The organism is Enterobacter cloacae complex sp. 370H10 (assembly GCF_050031535.1).
Taxonomy (GTDB): domain Bacteria; phylum Pseudomonadota; class Gammaproteobacteria; order Enterobacterales; family Enterobacteriaceae; genus Enterobacter; species Enterobacter intestinihominis.
This window is the reverse complement of record NZ_JBLGWG010000002.1, coordinates 21,907-38,693: the sequence shown is the minus strand read 5'-3', so window position 1 is coordinate 38,693 and position 16,787 is coordinate 21,907. Positions and strand designations below refer to the sequence as shown.

Annotated in this window: 16 protein-coding genes and 1 pseudogene; 13 read left to right on the top strand and 4 right to left on the bottom strand. The window is 51.8% G+C overall.

The genetic code is table 11. From position 1 onward, the window contains the following. Positions 1-93 precede the first annotated feature (93 nt). Positions 94-963, bottom strand: coding sequence for a DMT family transporter (locus ACQG2Q_RS25685; RefSeq protein ID WP_001567390.1), 870 nt, complete (start codon positions 961-963; stop codon positions 94-96). 240 nt (positions 964-1,203) lie between these two features. Here ACQG2Q_RS25685 and ACQG2Q_RS25680 point away from each other — a divergent pair, with 240 nt between their 5' ends. Continuing rightward, positions 1,204-1,956, top strand: a complete 753-nt coding sequence (locus ACQG2Q_RS25680) for an alpha/beta hydrolase family protein (protein WP_004729622.1) — start codon at positions 1,204-1,206, stop codon at positions 1,954-1,956. A gap of 159 nt (positions 1,957-2,115) precedes the next feature. On the opposite strand, the gene ACQG2Q_RS25675 is transcribed toward ACQG2Q_RS25680, so the two are convergent. Continuing rightward, positions 2,116-2,820, bottom strand: a complete 705-nt coding sequence (locus ACQG2Q_RS25675; protein ID WP_001067855.1) for an IS6-like element IS26 family transposase — start codon at positions 2,818-2,820, stop codon at positions 2,116-2,118. Positions 2,821-2,931: 111 nt separating this feature from the next. Continuing rightward, the gene (locus tag ACQG2Q_RS25670) at positions 2,932-3,516 is read right to left on the bottom strand and encodes a recombinase family protein (RefSeq protein WP_012695450.1); all 585 of its coding nucleotides are present in this window, start codon (positions 3,514-3,516) and stop codon (positions 2,932-2,934) included. A gap of 159 nt (positions 3,517-3,675) precedes the next feature. Between ACQG2Q_RS25670 and ACQG2Q_RS25665 the strand changes: the two genes are divergently transcribed. From ACQG2Q_RS25665 to msrA, 9 genes are all read left to right on the top strand, one after another. Continuing rightward, positions 3,676-6,660, top strand: a complete 2,985-nt coding sequence (locus tag ACQG2Q_RS25665) for a Tn3 family transposase (RefSeq protein WP_039188059.1) — start codon at positions 3,676-3,678, stop codon at positions 6,658-6,660. A gap of 78 nt (positions 6,661-6,738) precedes the next feature. Continuing rightward, on the top strand, positions 6,739-7,743 hold the full coding sequence (locus tag ACQG2Q_RS25660; RefSeq protein ID WP_000427623.1) for an IS110-like element IS4321 family transposase: 1,005 nt from the start codon (positions 6,739-6,741) through the stop codon (positions 7,741-7,743). Positions 7,744-8,116: 373 nt separating this feature from the next. After that, complete coding sequence (locus ACQG2Q_RS25655; RefSeq protein ID WP_001567383.1) at positions 8,117-8,383, top strand: YdgH/BhsA/McbA-like domain containing protein; 267 nt, start codon at positions 8,117-8,119, stop codon at positions 8,381-8,383. Between the two features lie 96 nt (positions 8,384-8,479). Beyond that, complete coding sequence (locus ACQG2Q_RS25650) at positions 8,480-9,037, top strand: TetR/AcrR family transcriptional regulator (protein ID WP_001567382.1); 558 nt, start codon at positions 8,480-8,482, stop codon at positions 9,035-9,037. A gap of 212 nt (positions 9,038-9,249) precedes the next feature. Continuing rightward, positions 9,250-9,510 carry a DUF1471 domain-containing protein gene (locus tag ACQG2Q_RS25645; protein WP_001567381.1) on the top strand — a complete coding sequence of 87 codons (261 nt, stop codon included), beginning with the start codon at positions 9,250-9,252 and terminating at the stop codon, positions 9,508-9,510. Between the two features lie 30 nt (positions 9,511-9,540). Beyond that, on the top strand, positions 9,541-10,047 hold the full coding sequence (locus ACQG2Q_RS25640; RefSeq protein WP_001567380.1) for a DUF417 family protein: 507 nt from the start codon (positions 9,541-9,543) through the stop codon (positions 10,045-10,047). Positions 10,048-10,120: 73 nt separating this feature from the next. Then, positions 10,121-10,258, top strand: coding sequence for a hypothetical protein (locus ACQG2Q_RS25635; protein ID WP_021243014.1), 138 nt, complete (start codon positions 10,121-10,123; stop codon positions 10,256-10,258). A gap of 23 nt (positions 10,259-10,281) precedes the next feature. Then, positions 10,282-10,743, top strand: coding sequence for a peptide-methionine (R)-S-oxide reductase MsrB (msrB, locus tag ACQG2Q_RS25630; RefSeq protein ID WP_001567378.1), 462 nt, complete (start codon positions 10,282-10,284; stop codon positions 10,741-10,743). Further along, entirely contained in the window at positions 10,733-11,227 is a 495-nt protein-coding gene (gene msrA / locus ACQG2Q_RS25625) for a peptide-methionine (S)-S-oxide reductase MsrA (protein ID WP_001567377.1), read from the top strand. Before msrB ends, msrA begins: the two co-directional genes overlap by 11 nt. A gap of 720 nt (positions 11,228-11,947) precedes the next feature. Here msrA and ACQG2Q_RS25620 read toward each other — a convergent pair. Next, the gene (locus tag ACQG2Q_RS25620; protein ID WP_000427614.1) at positions 11,948-12,952 is read right to left on the bottom strand and encodes an IS110-like element IS5075 family transposase; all 1,005 of its coding nucleotides are present in this window, start codon (positions 12,950-12,952) and stop codon (positions 11,948-11,950) included. 423 nt (positions 12,953-13,375) lie between these two features. On the opposite strand from ACQG2Q_RS25620, the gene ACQG2Q_RS25615 reads away from it, so the two are divergent. The 3 genes and pseudogenes from ACQG2Q_RS25615 (at position 13,376) to ACQG2Q_RS25605 (ending at position 16,780) form a co-directional block, all read left to right on the top strand. Further along, positions 13,376-13,936, top strand: coding sequence for a chlorite dismutase family protein (locus ACQG2Q_RS25615; RefSeq protein WP_002718009.1), 561 nt, complete (start codon positions 13,376-13,378; stop codon positions 13,934-13,936). 252 nt (positions 13,937-14,188) lie between these two features. Then, positions 14,189-15,697 (top strand): annotated as a pseudogene (locus ACQG2Q_RS25610) (Tn3-like element ISPa38 family transposase); the annotation flags it as partial. A gap of 78 nt (positions 15,698-15,775) precedes the next feature. Continuing rightward, the gene (locus ACQG2Q_RS25605) at positions 15,776-16,780 is read left to right on the top strand and encodes an IS110-like element IS5075 family transposase (RefSeq protein ID WP_000427614.1); all 1,005 of its coding nucleotides are present in this window, start codon (positions 15,776-15,778) and stop codon (positions 16,778-16,780) included. Positions 16,781-16,787 lie beyond the last annotated feature (7 nt).

Below are 16,787 nucleotides of genomic sequence, written 5' to 3'. Positions count from 1 at the left end.
CAGTATTACTGTCAGTCTGATGCCGGAGCGGGAAAACTGGCTCGTGTGATTAACATAAGAGAATCATCACAACTGCATGAATTAATTGCGTTATTAAGGTTCTCTCGCCTTTGTCATCGACTGACGGGGGGATTTCTCGCGTGTCACCATCACAATGCCAGTCAGCACCGCCAGGGCAGAAAATATCGTTCTGACCGTCAGTGATTCATCCAGGAATACCACACCCCCTAGCATTGCCAGACAGGGAACGCTGAGCTGAAGGGTACTGGCGGTGATAGAGCCGAGAGAGGGTAAAAGGGTATACCACAATACATATGCACCGGCTGAGGCGGCGGCACCGGACAGCAATGACAAAGCAATGCCCGCAGCATCATAGTGACCCTGCTTCATAAACAGCAACGAAAGAGCGAGAGCCATCGGCGTGGCGAGTACAAAATTTGCCGCCGTTGAAGCCCCGGCCGCCTGGCCCGCCCTCCCCCTGACGGAATAGGCGGCCCAGGCTAATCCGGCAACGATCATCATAAGTGCACTGTAAAGCGGCGGTGCCTTCGCCCCGGGTAACAGCAGGGCAGCAATTCCTGCCAGAGCAATAACTAAACCGCAAGCCCGCATAACGGAGAGTGATTCCCCTTTAAATAATCCGTGGATCACCATCGCAAACTGTACGGCACCAAAAAGTAACAGCGCACCTGCCCCGGTATCGAGATGGATATAGGCGACAGAGAAGAGCACTGCGTACACCATGAGGTAAAATCCGCTCAGCGGACGCCACAGCGATAATGTAGTTTTTGCGTGATAAAACAAGAAAGGTGACAGGACGAGTGCACCACTGGCCAGCCTGAGGCTGCTGAATGAAAGGGGATCAATGTGGCCTCCCTGCAGGGCCAGACGGCACAGAATAGAGTTTGCAGCAAACGCCAGCATTGCCAGGGATATTTTAAGAATGAGCGCGCAATTGGCCATTCAGTGAGACCTCATAAAATTCTTGTAAACTACCATCTAGTTGGTAGCATAGCGTAAGTGATCACCGAACAGGAAGCAATAATCAGCTTTCAAACTGGAAGGTGAGGACAGGCATTCGGAATGAATTCTGTTTCACATCCCCAGTAGAGGAAGGAAAACGCGTAATGCCAGATGCAGAGCAGAAGATTATTTTTCCCTGCGATCAAACATATGAAATCAGTTTAAGACCTGGAATATCCTATGAAAAAACTAAAATTTACGTTCAAAAATGCGGCTGGTGAAGAACTGGCCGGATTGCTTGAACTTCCTGAAAATCCTAAAGCGTTTGCGCTGTTAGCTCATTGTTTTACGTGTGGCAAAGACCTCAAAGGCGCGGCGCGTATTGCGCGGAAACTGACAGAGAATGCTATCGCCGTTCTCCGGTTTGATTTTACTGGTCTGGGAAACAGCGAAGGGGATTTTTCCAACACCAACTTCTCATCCAATATTTCGGACCTGCTTTGCGCGGTAGATTATCTCCGCCGACAGTACGAAGCGCCTTCTTTGCTCATCGGCCATAGCCTGGGGGGATCGGCCATTCTGTCTATTGCCGGCGAAGTTCCTGAGGCAAAGGCCGTTGTCACCATAGGATCACCCGGAGAACTGACACACGTAAAACGTCTTTTTAAGGATGATGTTGAAAACATTAACCAGCATGGAGCCTATCCCGTTGAGCTGGCCGGGCGGGTATTTACCTTAAAGAAACAGATGCTGGACAATATTCAGGAACACAAAATCGCTCATAAGGTGTTCGCCATGAACAAGCCTCTGCTTATTTTTCATGCGACTGAAGATGATACTGTGTTAATTGAGCAGGCCGAAAAAATATTCAAAGCAGCAAAGCATCCCAAGAGTTTCATTTCGTTGGGTAAGGCGGATCACCTTCTGACTCATGCTCAGGATGCTGAATACGTTGCCGATATCATTATATCGTGGAGCGAATGTTACCTATAAACAGAGTAAATGCGTTCAAACTCGTAGCGCAGAGGGCGATTTTCTGCAGAGATCGGACGCTGTTTATGCTGGACTGATTTTGCGATAAAGGCTTAGGCCGATGCATAGGCACTGTTGCAAAGTTAGCGATGAGGCAGCCTTTTGTCTTATTCAAAGGCCTTACATTTCAAAAACTCTGCTTACCAGGCGCATTTCGCCCAGGGGATCACCATAATAAAATGCTGAGGCCTGGCCTTTGCGTAGTGCACGCATCACCTCAATACCTTTGATGGTGGCGTAAGCCGTCTTCATGGATTTAAATCCCAGCGTGGCGCCGATTATCCGTTTCAGTTTGCCATGATCGCATTCAATCACGTTGTTCCGGTACTTAATCTGTCGGTGTTCAACGTCAGACGGGCACCGGCCTTCGCGTTTGAGCAGAGCAAGCGCGCGACCATAGGCGGGCGCTTTATCCGTGTTGATGAATCGCGGGATCTGCCACTTCTTCACGTTGTTGAGGATTTTACCCAGAAACCGGTATGCAGCTTTGCTGTTACGACGGGAGGAGAGATAAAAATCGACAGTGCGGCCCCGGCTGTCGACGGCCCGGTACAGATACGCCCAGCGGCCATTGACCTTCACGTAGGTTTCATCCATGTGCCACGGGCAAAGATCGGAAGGGTTACGCCAGTACCAGCGCAGCCGTTTTTCCATTTCAGGCGCATAACGCTGAACCCAGCGGTAAATCGTGGAGTGATCGACATTCACTCCGCGTTCAGCCAGCATCTCCTGCAGCTCACGGTAACTGATGCCGTATTTGCAGTACCAGCGTACGGCCCACAGAATGATGTCACGCTGAAAATGCCGGCCTTTGAATGGGTTCATGTGCAGCTCCATCAGCAAAAGGGGATGATAAGTTTATCACCACCGACTATTTGCAACAGTGCCTTTTATTTCATAATAACCATTTGATTTTTTTATAATCTTCCCAGCCGCTCACTCTTGCAGCAATCCAGCCTTTACCCGAAGGATAGTCTGGCGGGTGGTATTAAATTCCCGGGCAATAGCACTGATACTGATGCCAGCATTTAGGCGCTCTGTCACTGTTTGCTTTTGTTCCTCGCTCAGGATGGGGGGGCGACCGAAGCGTTTTCCAGCCGCTTTTGCCCTCGCAATACCTGAATACGTTCGCTCAAGCAGCAAATCCCGCTCAAACTCCGCTACAGCAGAAATTACCTGCATAGTCATTTTTCCGGCCGGACTGGTCAAGTCAACGCCTCCGAGTGCGAGACAATGAACGCGAATATCTAAAGCCGCCAGTTGCTCTACTGTTTTTCGGATATCCATCGCATTACGACCCAGACGGTCAAGTTTGGTGACAATCAGTACATCCCCATTTTCCATGCGATCTAGCAACCGGATAAATCCGGGGCGTTCGCTGGCAGCAACCGAGCCACTGATATGCTCCTCAATAAGTCGTTGGGATCTGATGGCAAAACCCGCCGCTTCAATTTCACGACGCTGGTTTTCTGTGGTCTGTTCCAGAGTTGAGACCCTGCAGTAGGCAAAAACACGTGACATGGGAAACTTTCCGTACGAAATGGATGTCCGAATTATAACGTGTGTCCGAAATTAATTTCACTAAGTTTCGGACATGTGCTGTAAGTGGTGTACGAAACCGACCGGTTTCGGTCACAGCGAACAAATAACAGATGAAAACTATACGCGAGGGAGGCATTTATGCCACGGCGACAGATACTGAGCAGCGAAGAGCAGGAACGCTTACTGGTTATACCAGATGATGAAATTATTCTGACCCGAATGTGTTTTCTGAACGAACTGGATATTGCGCTCATTAATAAGCACCGAAGGCCAGCGAATCGCCTGGGCTTTGCTGTATTACTCTGTTATCTGCGTGGACCTGGATTTATTCCGGACAAAAGCAGTGCTCCTCACAATGGCGTTGTATCCAGGGTTGCTTCCCGACTGAAACTTCAGCCTGATTTATGGCCGGAATATGCATCCAGAGAGCAAACCCGCTGGGAACATCTGACCGAACTTTATCGCTACCTGGAACTATCCCCGTTCAGCCGGTCAATGCAAAAAGACTGTATCCGTCATCTGCACCCCTATGCCATGCGAACTGACAAAGGATTTATGCTGGCGGAAGAAATGCTCAGCTGGCTACATAACAATAATGTTATTTTCCCTTCTGTTGAAGTGATCGAACGGACGCTTGCCGAAGTCGTCACGCTCGCTAACAGATCGGTATTTTCGACACTTACCGCGCAACTGGAAAAGCAGCATAAATCAGCACTCGACAGCCTGCTCATATCAGAGGGTGAACAACCTTCCCGTCTGGCATGGCTGCTACAGCCTCCGGGTAAAATAAACGGTAAAAATGTGCTGCAACATATCGACCGGCTTAATTCCATCGCTGCGCTGGGGTTGCCTGATGGTATTGCACTTTCCGTTCACCAGAACAGGTTGCTTAAACTGGCGCGTGAGGGCCGGAAAATGAGCAGCAGGGACCTGGCAAAATTCACCGATGTCAGACGTTACGCTACGCTGGTTTGTATAATAACAGAGGCCAGGGCCACCCTGACTGACGAAGTGATTGATCTGCACGAGCGTATCCTGGGTAGTCTGTTCAGCAGGGCAAAACGCACGCAGGCCGAACGGCTCCAGCAAACGGGAAAGCTTATTCAGAGCAAGCTGAAGCAGTACGTTACCGTCGGGCAGGCGTTACTTAACGCCAGAGAATCCGGGGAAGATCCCTGGACTGCAATAGAAGATGTCCTTCCCTGGCAGGAATTCATCAACAGCGTGGAAGAAACGCGGTTTCTTTCCCGTAAGGGCAATTTCGACGCGCTTCATCTGATCACCGAAAAATACAGTACGTTGCGTAAATATGCCCCGCGTATGCTGTCAGCATTGCAGTTCATGGCGACACCTGCGGCGCAGGCGCTCAGCGATGCGCTGGACACCATAACGGAAATGTACCGTAAACAACTTCGTAAAGTGCCGCCATCAGCGCCAACAGGGTTTATCCCTGAAAGCTGGCGAAAACTGGTGCTCACGCCTTCAGGCATCGACCGCAAGTACTACGAGTTTTGCGTACTGAATGAACTCAAGGGTGCATTACGTTCCGGTGATATCTGGGTAAAAGGATCGCGCCGCTACAAAAATTTTGATGATTATCTCATCCCGACTGCTGAGTTTGAGAAATCCCGACATAATGACCAGTTACAGTTGGCCGTTCAGACCGATAGCCAGGCATACCTTCAGGCCCGTATGACTCTTCTTGCATCTCGGCTGGAAGAAGTTAACGCGATGGCGCTTGCCGGTGATTTGCCCGATGTAGATATCTCAGATAAAGGCGTAAAAATCACTCCACTGGAGAACAGCGTTCCTTCAGGTGTTTCGCCCTTTGCAGATTTGGTCTATGGCATGCTTCCCCATCCGAAAATTACGGAGATACTGGAAGAAGTTGATAGCTGGACGGGATTTACGCGTCACTTCGCGCACCTCAAAAATAATAACGTCAGACCAAAAGACGGAAGACTGTTGCTGACCACCATTCTGGCTGACGGCATCAACCTTGGGCTGACAAAAATGGCGGAATCCTGCCCTGGGGCCACAAGATCGTCACTCGAAGGTATTCAGGCATGGTACATCAGGGATGAAACTTATTCAGCGGCACTGGCCGAGCTGGTCAACGCACAGAAAGAGCGGCCTCTGGCCGCATTCTGGGGCGACGGGACAACATCGTCGTCAGACGGGCAGAACTTTCGGGTAGGCAGTCACGGACGTTATGCCGGTCAGGTCAATCTTAAATATGGTCAGGAGCCGGGCGTGCAGATTTATACGCATATCTCAGACCAATACAGCCCGTTCTACGCCAAAGTGATCAGCCGGGTGCGCGACTCAACCCACGTGCTTGATGGCCTGCTGTACCATGAAAGCGATCTGGAAATTACCGAGCATTACACCGATACCGCAGGCTTCACTGAACATGTTTTCGCCCTGATGCACCTGCTGGGATTCGCTTTTGCGCCAAGGATCCGTGATCTTCATGACAAGCGGCTGTTTATTCATGGAAAGGCCGAGCGCTATCCGGGGCTTCAGTCTGTCATATCAACAACCTGCCTAAATATCAAAGACATTGAGTCGCACTGGGATGAGGTATTGCGCCTGGCAACCTCGATTAAGCAGGGGACAGTCACCGCATCACTGATGATGAAAAAGTTAGCCAGTTACCCAAAACAGAATGGACTTGCCAAAGCGCTGAGAGAGATTGGCCGCATCGAACGGACACTATTTATGCTGGACTGGTTCCGTGATCCCGGTCTGCGCCGACGCGTGCAGGCGGGGCTGAATAAGGGTGAGGCCCGTAATGCCCTTGCGCGAGCGGTCTTTTTGCACCGTCTGGGTGAAATAAGGGATCGTGGGCTGGAGAATCAGAGTTATCGCGCCAGCGGGCTGACATTACTGACAGCAGCGATCACGTTGTGGAACACGGTATATATAGAAAGAGCTATTGAGTCACTAAAACGAAAGGGTATCCCGATAAATGAGCAACTGGTCTCTCATCTTTCTCCCCTGGGCTGGGAACATATCAATCTGAGTGGAGATTACGTCTGGCGTAATAATCTTAAGCTGGGATCCGGAAAATACCGCTCATTACGTACAGTCGATACCGCTTTGTACAAAAAACAGTCTTAGCGTGGGATAATTAATGAGATGGTCACTCCCTCCTTCCCGGTACTATGCTGAGGACAGGCTTTCATTCGGAGAACTATCATGGAAAACATTGCGCTCATTGGTATCGATCTGGGTAAAAACTCTTTCCATATTCATTGCCAGGATCGTCGCGGGAAGGCTGTTTACCGTAAAAAATTTACCCGGCCAAAGTTGATCGAATTTTTGGCGACATGCCCCGCTACAACCATCGCAATGGAAGCCTGTGGCGGTTCTCACTTTATGGCACGCAAGTTGGAAGAGTTGGGGCATTCCCCAAAGCTGATATCACCACAATTTGTCCGCCCGTTCGTTAAAAGCAATAAAAACGACTTTGTCGACGCCGAAGCTATTTGTGAAGCTGCATCGCGTCCGTCTATGCGTTTTGTGCAGCCCAGAACGGAATCTCAGCAGGCAATGCGGGCTCTGCATCGTGTCCGTGAATCCCTGGTTCAGGATAAGGTAAAAACAACCAATCAAATGCATGCTTTTCTGCTGGAATTTGGCATTAGCGTTCCCCGAGGAGCTGCCGTTATTAGCCGACTGAGTACCATTCTTGAGGATAATAGTTTGCCTCTTTACCTCAGCCAGTTATTGCTGAAATTACAACAGCATTATCACTATCTTGTTGAGCAGATTAAAGATTTGGAATCCCAGTTGAAACGAAAGTTGGACGAAGATGAGGTTGGACAGCGCTTGCTGAGCATTCCCTGCGTCGGAACACTGACAGCGAGTACTATTTCAACTGAGATTGGCGACGGGAAGCAGTACGCCAGCAGCCGTGACTTTGCGGCGGCAACAGGGCTTGTACCTCGGCAGTACAGCACGGGAGGTAGGACGACATTGCTGGGAATTAGTAAGCGAGGTAATAAAAAGATCCGAACTTTGTTGGTTCAATGTGCCAGGGTATTCATACAAAAACTGGAACACCAGTCTGGCAAATTGGCCGATTGGGTCAGGGATTTACTGTGCCGGAAAAGCAACTTTGTCGTCACTTGTGCTCTGGCAAACAAGCTGGCCAGAATAGCCTGGGCCCTAACGGCACGACAGCAAACTTATGTAGCATAACGGCAGAAATACACCGGTTTAAAGAATTACTGATCTGGTTTTGCGAATACTGATATTGATGATACTAACGGCCCACCGGCCTGTTGAGGAACCTGTAAAACGGAAAGGCTCATTGAAGCCGTATATTTTCTGGAGGTTCATCAGGCGCGGAACTCATCAAGGCGCGGGAATAAAATCCCATTCAGACGCCGGATAGATTCAAGCAAGCCAACTTGTCGTCAAAATCGGTGTTGCAAAAACGGGAGTGACCATAGATTCGTTTTCCAAGCGGACCCCAATTAACACTTGCCAACCTATCTACTGGTTGGTATATTTGATTTTAACAACACGACACACAAACAAAAACACACAACAGAACATCAGGAGCGTCATCATGAAAAACATCATCAAAACCACCCTTGCCATCATCGCCCTGTCCGCCAGCGCACTGAGCTATGCCGCCAGCCCGCAAATGGTTTCCCGCAGCGAAGCAGCATCGCTGCAAAAAATTGGGGTGGTCTCTTCCGGTGGCTTCACCACCCTGGATGACCTGGTGGCCTCACTGGATATGAAAGCCGCTGATGCCGGGGCCACACACTACCGCATCACTAGTGCCACCGGTATGAATAAACTTTCCGGTACCGCTGTCCTGTATCGTTGAATACCCGTTACCCTCGCAACTGCGCCCGGAACCCTTCTGGTTTCCGGGCGCAGTTGTGTCTGAATAACAGGCACCCGCAGGTGCCAGGAGAACATTATGTCCACCCATGACAGTCTGATTGAACTGACTGATACCCTTATCCAGCAGAACGGCTACCAGGGCTTCAGCTATGCTGATCTCGCTGACGGTCTGGGAATACGGAAGGCCAGTATCCATTACCATTTTCAGACCAAAACCGACCTCGGGCTTGCCTATTGTGAATACAAGGAGGCCAGCCTGCTGAAACTGGAAGCTGCCCTGTTACAGCTGCCACCGGGTAAAGCCCGTCTGCAGGGTTATATGGACGCATTTCTCAAATGCGCCGACAGCGGCCAGATGTGTGGCATTCACGCCATGCTGTCCGACAGCGCCCTGTTTGAAGAACCTCTTCAGAAAGCCACCTCACGACTGGCACAAACCGACCTGCGCATCCTGACCAGTGTGCTGGTTTCGGGTCGTGAAAGCGGTGAACTGGCTTTTACTGCTGAGCCGGCTGACGTGGCCATTATCATCGGCAGCGCCATTAAAGGGGCCCTGATGCTCAATCGGATCCCTCCTCATGATGCCTGTTCCCGCACCATGAGCGCGCTTATTCAGCTACTCTCCCGCCCGTAAAGCCACGCCTGTGGCTGCCCCGGTTTAACCGGGGCAGCCAGCACTCAAAAAAATCACCGCTGACAACGCCTGTATTCCGGGGGCCTCAGAAGACATTAAGACTTTCCTTGCGTTTAATTTCCAGTTACCCCTTGCCAATCTATCTACTGGTAGGTAGAATAAATATTAACAACACGACAACACAATAAAACAGACATGCAGGGGGCATCATCATGAAAGCACTTATCAACGACGTTATCGCTGTCTTCACCCGTAAAGCCCATGGACCGGTCATCATCAAATCCGATCTTACTGAGGAAGAAAAAGCAGCTCTGGTACCGGTCCGTACACTCTCTGTTGGCTGGGTGTCTTCCGTGGATGAGCTGGAGCGGGAGGTTATCCGCGAAGCCCTTGAACATGGCGCTGCCGCTTATCTGATTTCTGAGCTTGAGCAGGCCCGTTTCGTTCATGCCCGCGCCACGCTGTTTGCATAAACACAAAACGAAAATAAAAGGACACACACCATGAAAAATAACGTCGAGACACAACTGCGCCGGTTACTTCGTAAAACGTCAGGCCTGGACATTATGGTTCTGCGGCTGTCAGTGATTTTCATCTTCGCCCTGTTTGGCACCTACAAATGGTTTGCCTTCGAGGCCAATGCCCTTCACCACCTGCTGCCAGGCACCTGGCTCGGTGCGCTGTATCCGGCTCTCGGCGTTCAGGGGCTCAGCTACGCACTCGGCGTGGTGGAAAATATCACCCTTCTGGCCCTGATTGCCGGATTTTTCCGGCCGGCAGTGGGTGCAGCAGGCGCCCTGATGGTGGCAGGCACCGGCATCGTCACCCTGAGCCTTCTGCCGCAGCTGGGTCGCATTGACAGCTTCATTATCAAGGATGTTCTTCTGATTGGGGCTGGACTGGTGCTGTTGCGTCATGACCTGCGACGGACACTGATTAACCGGAGGGCGAAGCAACTCAGCGCCGTGCACAAACCCCGCTCGTCTGACGCATTGTCAGCCATGGGGTGACCCTGAATTACGCAGCAGCCTGATATTTCTGGCCAGCAAATATGACACCACTCCCGGGTTCATGGTGAGAGGCATGGAAGCCGCCTTTCGGGCGGGGATCACTCCCCGCTACTTTTTAGAGCGCTACCTGGAAAATAAGTCGCTCCCCGCCAACCCGGACTTTGAAAAACACTATCTGGATCTTATTCATGAGCAGGACCCGTCCCGGTGAGTGAGATTTGTCAGGAGAGCGATATGAACAAACCGTATAAAAAAGACCCACAGACCATTCAGGCACTGACGGAACTGCAGTTCAGCGTCACCCAGAAAAGCGCCACTGAGCGCCCGTTTACCGGAGAATATGACGACCACTTTGAGGACGGACTGTACGTGGATATCGTCTCCGGTGAGCCACTGTTCTCGTCGAAGGACAAATTTGATTCGGGCTGTGGCTGGCCGGCATTCAGCAAACCAGTGGAAAACAACGTCCGCAACCTGAGCGACCTCAGTCACGGCATGGTGCGTACTGAAGTGCGTTCCCATCACGGTGACAGCCATCTGGGACACGTCTTCCCTGACGGGCCACAGGATACCGGTGGATTACGTTACTGCATTAACTCGGCTTCACTGCGTTTTATCCCGAAAGGCGCTCTGGAAACAGAAGGATACGGTGAATTTCTTCCCCTGTTTGAGAAAGGAGATAAGCATGAAAACTGATGTGGCAATCCTTGCCGGTGGTTGTTTCTGGGGTGTCCAGGAGCTGATCCGCAAACTCAATGGCGTGGTCAGCACCGAAGTGGGCTATACCGGCGGACGTAATGATAACCCGACATACCAGCACCACCCAGGACATGCGGAGGCGGTGAAGGTGGTGTATTCCCCGGATAAACTGAGCTACCGAAAACTACTGGAATATTTCTTTAGTATTCACAACCCTACAACAATACTTCGTCAGGGTAATGACGTCGGCTCAAGCTACCGCTCAGCCATCTTTTTCACCACAGAGGAGCAAAAGCAGCAGGCAAACCAGCTTATCCGTGAAATAGATGATTCAGGAGTCTGGCCCGGAGTCGTGGTGACAGAAGTAGAGCAGGCCGGTGAGTTCTGGTCTGCAGAGCCAGAGCATCAGGATTACCTGCAGCATAATCCCAACGGCTATACCTGCCATTTTGAACGACCTGACTGGACGCTTCCGGGATAAGTCACCGTCGCAGACTCGCAGCATTCAGCCCCGCCCATGTGCGGGGCTTTTTTGTTCATATGCAGAAACGAGAATGGGATCACAAACAAATTTCTTTAGTCCATTTCTTGCATACAAAACAATCAACATCCTGATTTTAAGGGGCATATTAGAAAAAAGATGAGGATGATTAGGGTCAAAGGGACAAAGGGACAATGTTTAGAATTATGCTGACCGTTATCGCAGGATCGTTATTTTACGGACTCTCGGCCAGTCTGTGTTTTGCCGGGCTTTTTCGCATACACGCCCCCAGTGCCTGCACAGCCTTCTGTCTGACTTATAACCCAACAGCCGGCTATGTCATGCTGGTTACCGGTATGACACTGTTTATCGTATTTTTGCTCAGCCTTTTCCGGACAACAAAAGCCCCTATTTAACATAAAGGCTTCATTGTACGCACCGCTAGGGGTCGTCTCAGAAAACGAATCTATGGTCACTCCCGTTTTTGCAACACCGATTTTGACGACAAGTTGGCTTGCTTGAATCTATCCGGCGTCTGAATGGGATTTTATTCCCGCGCCTCGATGAGTTCCGCGCCTGATGAACCTCCAGAAAATATACGGCTTCAATGAGCCTTTCCGTTTTACAGGTTCCTCAACAGGCCGGTGGGCCGTTAGTATCATCAATATCAGTATTCGCAAAACCAGATGAATGATTGTTTAAACTGGTGTATTTCTGCCTTTATGCTTCGTAAGTTTGCTGTCGCGCCGTCAGTGCCCAGGCTATTCTGGCCAGCTTGTTTGCCAGAGCACAGGTGACGACAAAGTTGCTTTTCCGACACAACAACTCCCTGACCCAGTCGGCCAACTTGCCAGACTGGTGTTCCAGTTTTTGTATGAATACCCTGGCACACTGAACCAACAAAGTTCGGATCTTTTTGTTGCCCCGCTTGCTAATCCCTAACAATGTCGTCCGACCTCCCGTGCTGTACTGTCGGGGTACCAGCCCTGTTGCCGCCGCAAAGTCACGGCTGCTGGCGTACTGCTTCCCGTCGCCAATCTCAGTTGAAATAGTACTGGCAGTCAGCGTTCCAACGCAGGGAATACTCAGCAAGCGCTGTCCAACCTCATCTTCGTCCAACTTTCGTTTCAACTGAGATTCCAGATCTTTAATCTGCTCAACAAGATAGTGATAATGCTGTTGTAATTTCAGCAGTAACTGGCTGAGATAAAGAGGCAAACTACTGTCCTCAAGAAGGGTACTCAGTCGACTAATAACGGCAGCACCTCGCGGAACGCTGATACCAAATTCCAGCAGAAAAGCATGCATCTGATTAGTTGTTTTCACCTTATCCTGAACCAGGGATTCACGGACACGATGCAGAGCTCGCATTGCCTGCTGAGATTCGGTTCTGGGCTGCACGAAACGCATAGATGGACGTGATGCTGCTTCACAGATAGCTTCAGCATCAACGAAGTCATTTTTGTTGCTTTTAACGAATGGGCGGACAAATTGCGGTGATATCAGCTTTGGAAAATGCCCTAACTCTGCCAGCTTGCGTGCCATAAAGTGAGAACCGCCACAGGCTTCCATCGCGATGGTTGTTGCCGGGCATGTCGCCAGAAATTCGATTAGCTTTGGTCGGGTGAATTTTTTACGGTAAACGGCCTTCCCACGATGATCCTGACAATGAATATGGAAAGAGTTCTTACCCAGATCGATACCAATAAGCGCAATGTTTTCCATGATGGTTCTCCGAATGAAAGCCTGTCCTCAGCATAGTACTGGGAAGGAGGGAGTGACCATCTCATTAAAAATCGTACGTTAAGCGTACGGCCTGTCAGGTTGAGGCCCTAGAGGTTGCCGGCGAGGCGTCAGAAAATGCTGGAATCGGCCCTATCCTGACGCGGCCCAAGGTTCCGGCCTGACGCCTAGTTAGGGCGTACCGATACGGTACAATTAATTTTTGAAATGGCGACAAACGGCTATTTTCTGGCGGTTGTATCACAGACCAATTCGATGCTATATTTACAATTTAACTGGGGGCGCTGGTAAGCGTAATGCAATACTACGCTAAGCGAGGCGAGACGATGATGCACAAGCATGGGATGGGCAGATAGGTTTTTTGAGGCTGTAAAAAAGTTAACACACTCACATGAAGGGGGTAAAATGGATACACGATTATTTGCATTCGTCGGCGGAGACAGCGGTCTTTGGCGGATCGTTGGAACCGAAACCATAGTTGGCAAGTCACTGCCTGAAGCCAAAAGGCTCAACGTAATATCTGCCTCAGAGTTGCAGCCCGAAACCAATGCACCCTGGGTACTTCGCGGAATAACAAGCAATGAACGGTATGTCATGCGCGAAGAGAAGAACGAAATTGTGGTGAAGCAGCAAGGGCTAGCGCGCCCAGAAGCAACTTGCGCTGCGTTGATACCGATCCGAAAAAACGCAGCTTGGTGGGAATTCACGCAAGACGAGCGCCGGAGCGTTTTCGAAAAGTCAAAGCACATCCAAATCGGGCTCAACTACTTGCCTGCAGTAGCGCGCAAGCTCCACCACTGCCGCGACCTCTCTGAAAATGAACCGTTCGATTTTCTCAATTGGTTCGAGTTCGCGCCAACCCATGAGGCTGAGTTCAACGCATTGCTTTCCGAACTGCGTGCAACAGAGGAATGGAAGTACGTTGACAGAGAAGTCGATATCCGTCTCGTGCGAGAGGCGGCGTAGGTCAATCCCCGTCTGACCGCTCAGAGGCGTTAGCGGGCAGCCGGCACTGCATCTATTGATTTTGGATAGCTTGGAACCCGGCATTTCACTTGCAATTAATTCGAGCACGCCGCCATGAAATGCGAGCCGCCGCCGTCGATTGCAAGCTCGTTTGCAGATAGCGTGAGCATCAGCGCGCCGTCAGTTGCAGTTAATTCGAGCCGAAAGCGGCGTCGAATGCGAGCACGCCCGTTTTCAAACGCGAGCCGCTACAACTACCTGGTGCCGCCCGCGAAATTCGCCAGCCTCAAGCAGGCCAGCGAATTGCCGCTGGCCGTGGCCACCGATTGCGACCAGTACCTGCATGACCGGCTGACGCTGCTGGAAACGCAGCTCGCCACCGTCAACCGCATGGCGCTGGCCAACGAGCTGCCGGACGCCATCATCACGGAGTCGGGCCTGAAGATCACGCCGCTCGATGCGGCGGTGCCCGATACCGCACAGGCCCTGATCGACCAGACGGCGATGATCCTACCGCACGTCAAGATCACCGAATTGCTGCTGGAGGTAGACGAATGGACGGGCTTCACCCGGCACTTCGCCCACCTGAAGTCAGGCGACCTGGCCAAGGACAAAAACCTGTTGCTGACCACGATCCTCGCCGACGCGATCAACCTGGGCCTGACCAAGATGGCGGAATCGTGCCCCGGCACGACCTACGCCAAGCTGGCCTGGCTGCAAGCCTGGCACATCCGCGACGAAACCTACGGGGCGGCACTGGCCGAGCTGGTCAACGCGCAGTTCCGACATCCCTTCGCCGAGCATTGGGGCGACGGCACCACGTCATCGTCGGACGGCCAGAACTTCCGCACCGGCAGCAAGGCCGAGAGCACCGGCCACATCAATCCGAAATACGGCAGCAGCCCAGGGCGGACGTTCTACACCCATATCTCCGACCAGTACGCGCCGTTCCACACCAAGGTCGTGAACGTCGGCGTGCGCGACTCGACCTACGTGCTCGACGGCCTGCTGTATCACGAATCCGACCTGCGGATCGAGGAGCACTACACCGACACGGCAGGGTTCACGGACCACGTCTTCGCGTTGATGCACCTGCTGGGCTTCCGCTTCGCCCCGCGCATTCGTGACCTGGGCGACACCAAGCTCTACATCCCGAAGGGCGATGCCACCTACGAGGCGTTGAAACCGATGATCGGCGGCACGCTCAACATCAAGCACGTCCGCGCCCATTGGGATGAAATCCTGCGGATGGCCACCTCGATCAAGCAGGGCACGGCGACGGCCTCGCTGATGCTCAGGAAGCTTGGCAGCTACCCGCGCCAGAACGGCCTGGCCGTCGCCCTGCGTGAGCTGGGACGCATCGAGCGCACACTGTTCATCCTGGACTGGCTGCAAAGCGTCGAGCTGCGCCGCCGCGTGCATGCCGGGCTGAACAAAGGCGAGGCGCGCAACGCGCTGGCCCGCGCCGTGTTCTTCAACCGCCTGGGGGAAATCCGCGACCGCAGCTTCGAGCAGCAGCGCTACCGGGCCAGCGGCCTCAACCTGGTGACGGCGGCCATCGTGCTATGGAACACGGTCTATCTGGAGCGGGCCGCGAACGCCTTGCGTGGCCACGGTCAAGCCGTCGATGACGGCCTGTTGCAGTACCTGTCGCCGCTCGGCTGGGAGCACATCAACCTGACCGGCGATTACCTCTGGCGCAGCAGCGCCAAGATCGGCGCGGGCAAGTTCAGGCCGCTACGGCCGCTGCAACCGGCTTAGCGTGCTTTATTTAATGAGATGGTCACTCCCTCCTTCCCAGTACTATGCTGAGGACAGGCTTTCATTCGGAGAACCATCATGGAAAACATTGCGCTTATTGGTATCGATCTGGGTAAGAACTCTTTCCATATTCATTGTCAGGATCATCGTGGGAAGGCCGTTTACCGTAAAAAATTCACCCGACCAAAGCTAATCGAATTTCTGGCGACATGCCCGGCAACAACCATCGCGATGGAAGCCTGTGGCGGTTCTCACTTTATGGCACGCAAGCTGGCAGAGTTAGGGCATTTTCCAAAGCTGATATCACCGCAATTTGTCCGCCCATTCGTTAAAAGCAACAAAAATGACTTCGTTGATGCTGAAGCTATCTGTGAAGCAGCATCACGTCCATCTATGCGTTTCGTGCAGCCCAGAACCGAATCTCAGCAGGCAATGCGAGCTCTGCATCGTGTCCGTGAATCCCTGGTTCAGGATAAGGTGAAAACAACTAATCAGATGCATGCTTTTCTGCTGGAATTTGGTATCAGCGTTCCGCGAGGTGCTGCCGTTATTAGTCGACTGAGTACCCTTCTTGAGGACAGTAGTTTGCCTCTTTATCTCAGCCAGTTACTGCTGAAATTACAACAGCATTATCACTATCTTGTTGAGCAGATTAAAGATCTGGAATCTCAGTTGAAACGAAAGTTGGACGAAGATGAGGTTGGACAGCGCTTGCTGAGTATTCCCTGCGTTGGAACGCTGACTGCCAGTACTATTTCAACTGAGATTGGCGACGGGAAGCAGTACGCCAGCAGCCGTGACTTTGCGGCGGCAACAGGGCTGGTACCCCGACAGTACAGCACGGGAGGTCGGACGACATTGTTAGGGATTAGCAAGCGGGGCAACAAAAAGATCCGAACTTTGTTGGTTCAGTGTGCCAGGGTATTCATACAAAAACTGGAACACCAGTCTGGCAAGTTGGCCGACTGGGTCAGGGAGTTGTTGTGTCGGAAAAGCAACTTTGTCGTCACCTGTGCTCTGGCAAACAAGCTGGCCAGAATAGCCTGGGCACTGACGGCGCGACAGCAAACTTACGAAGCATAAAGGCAGA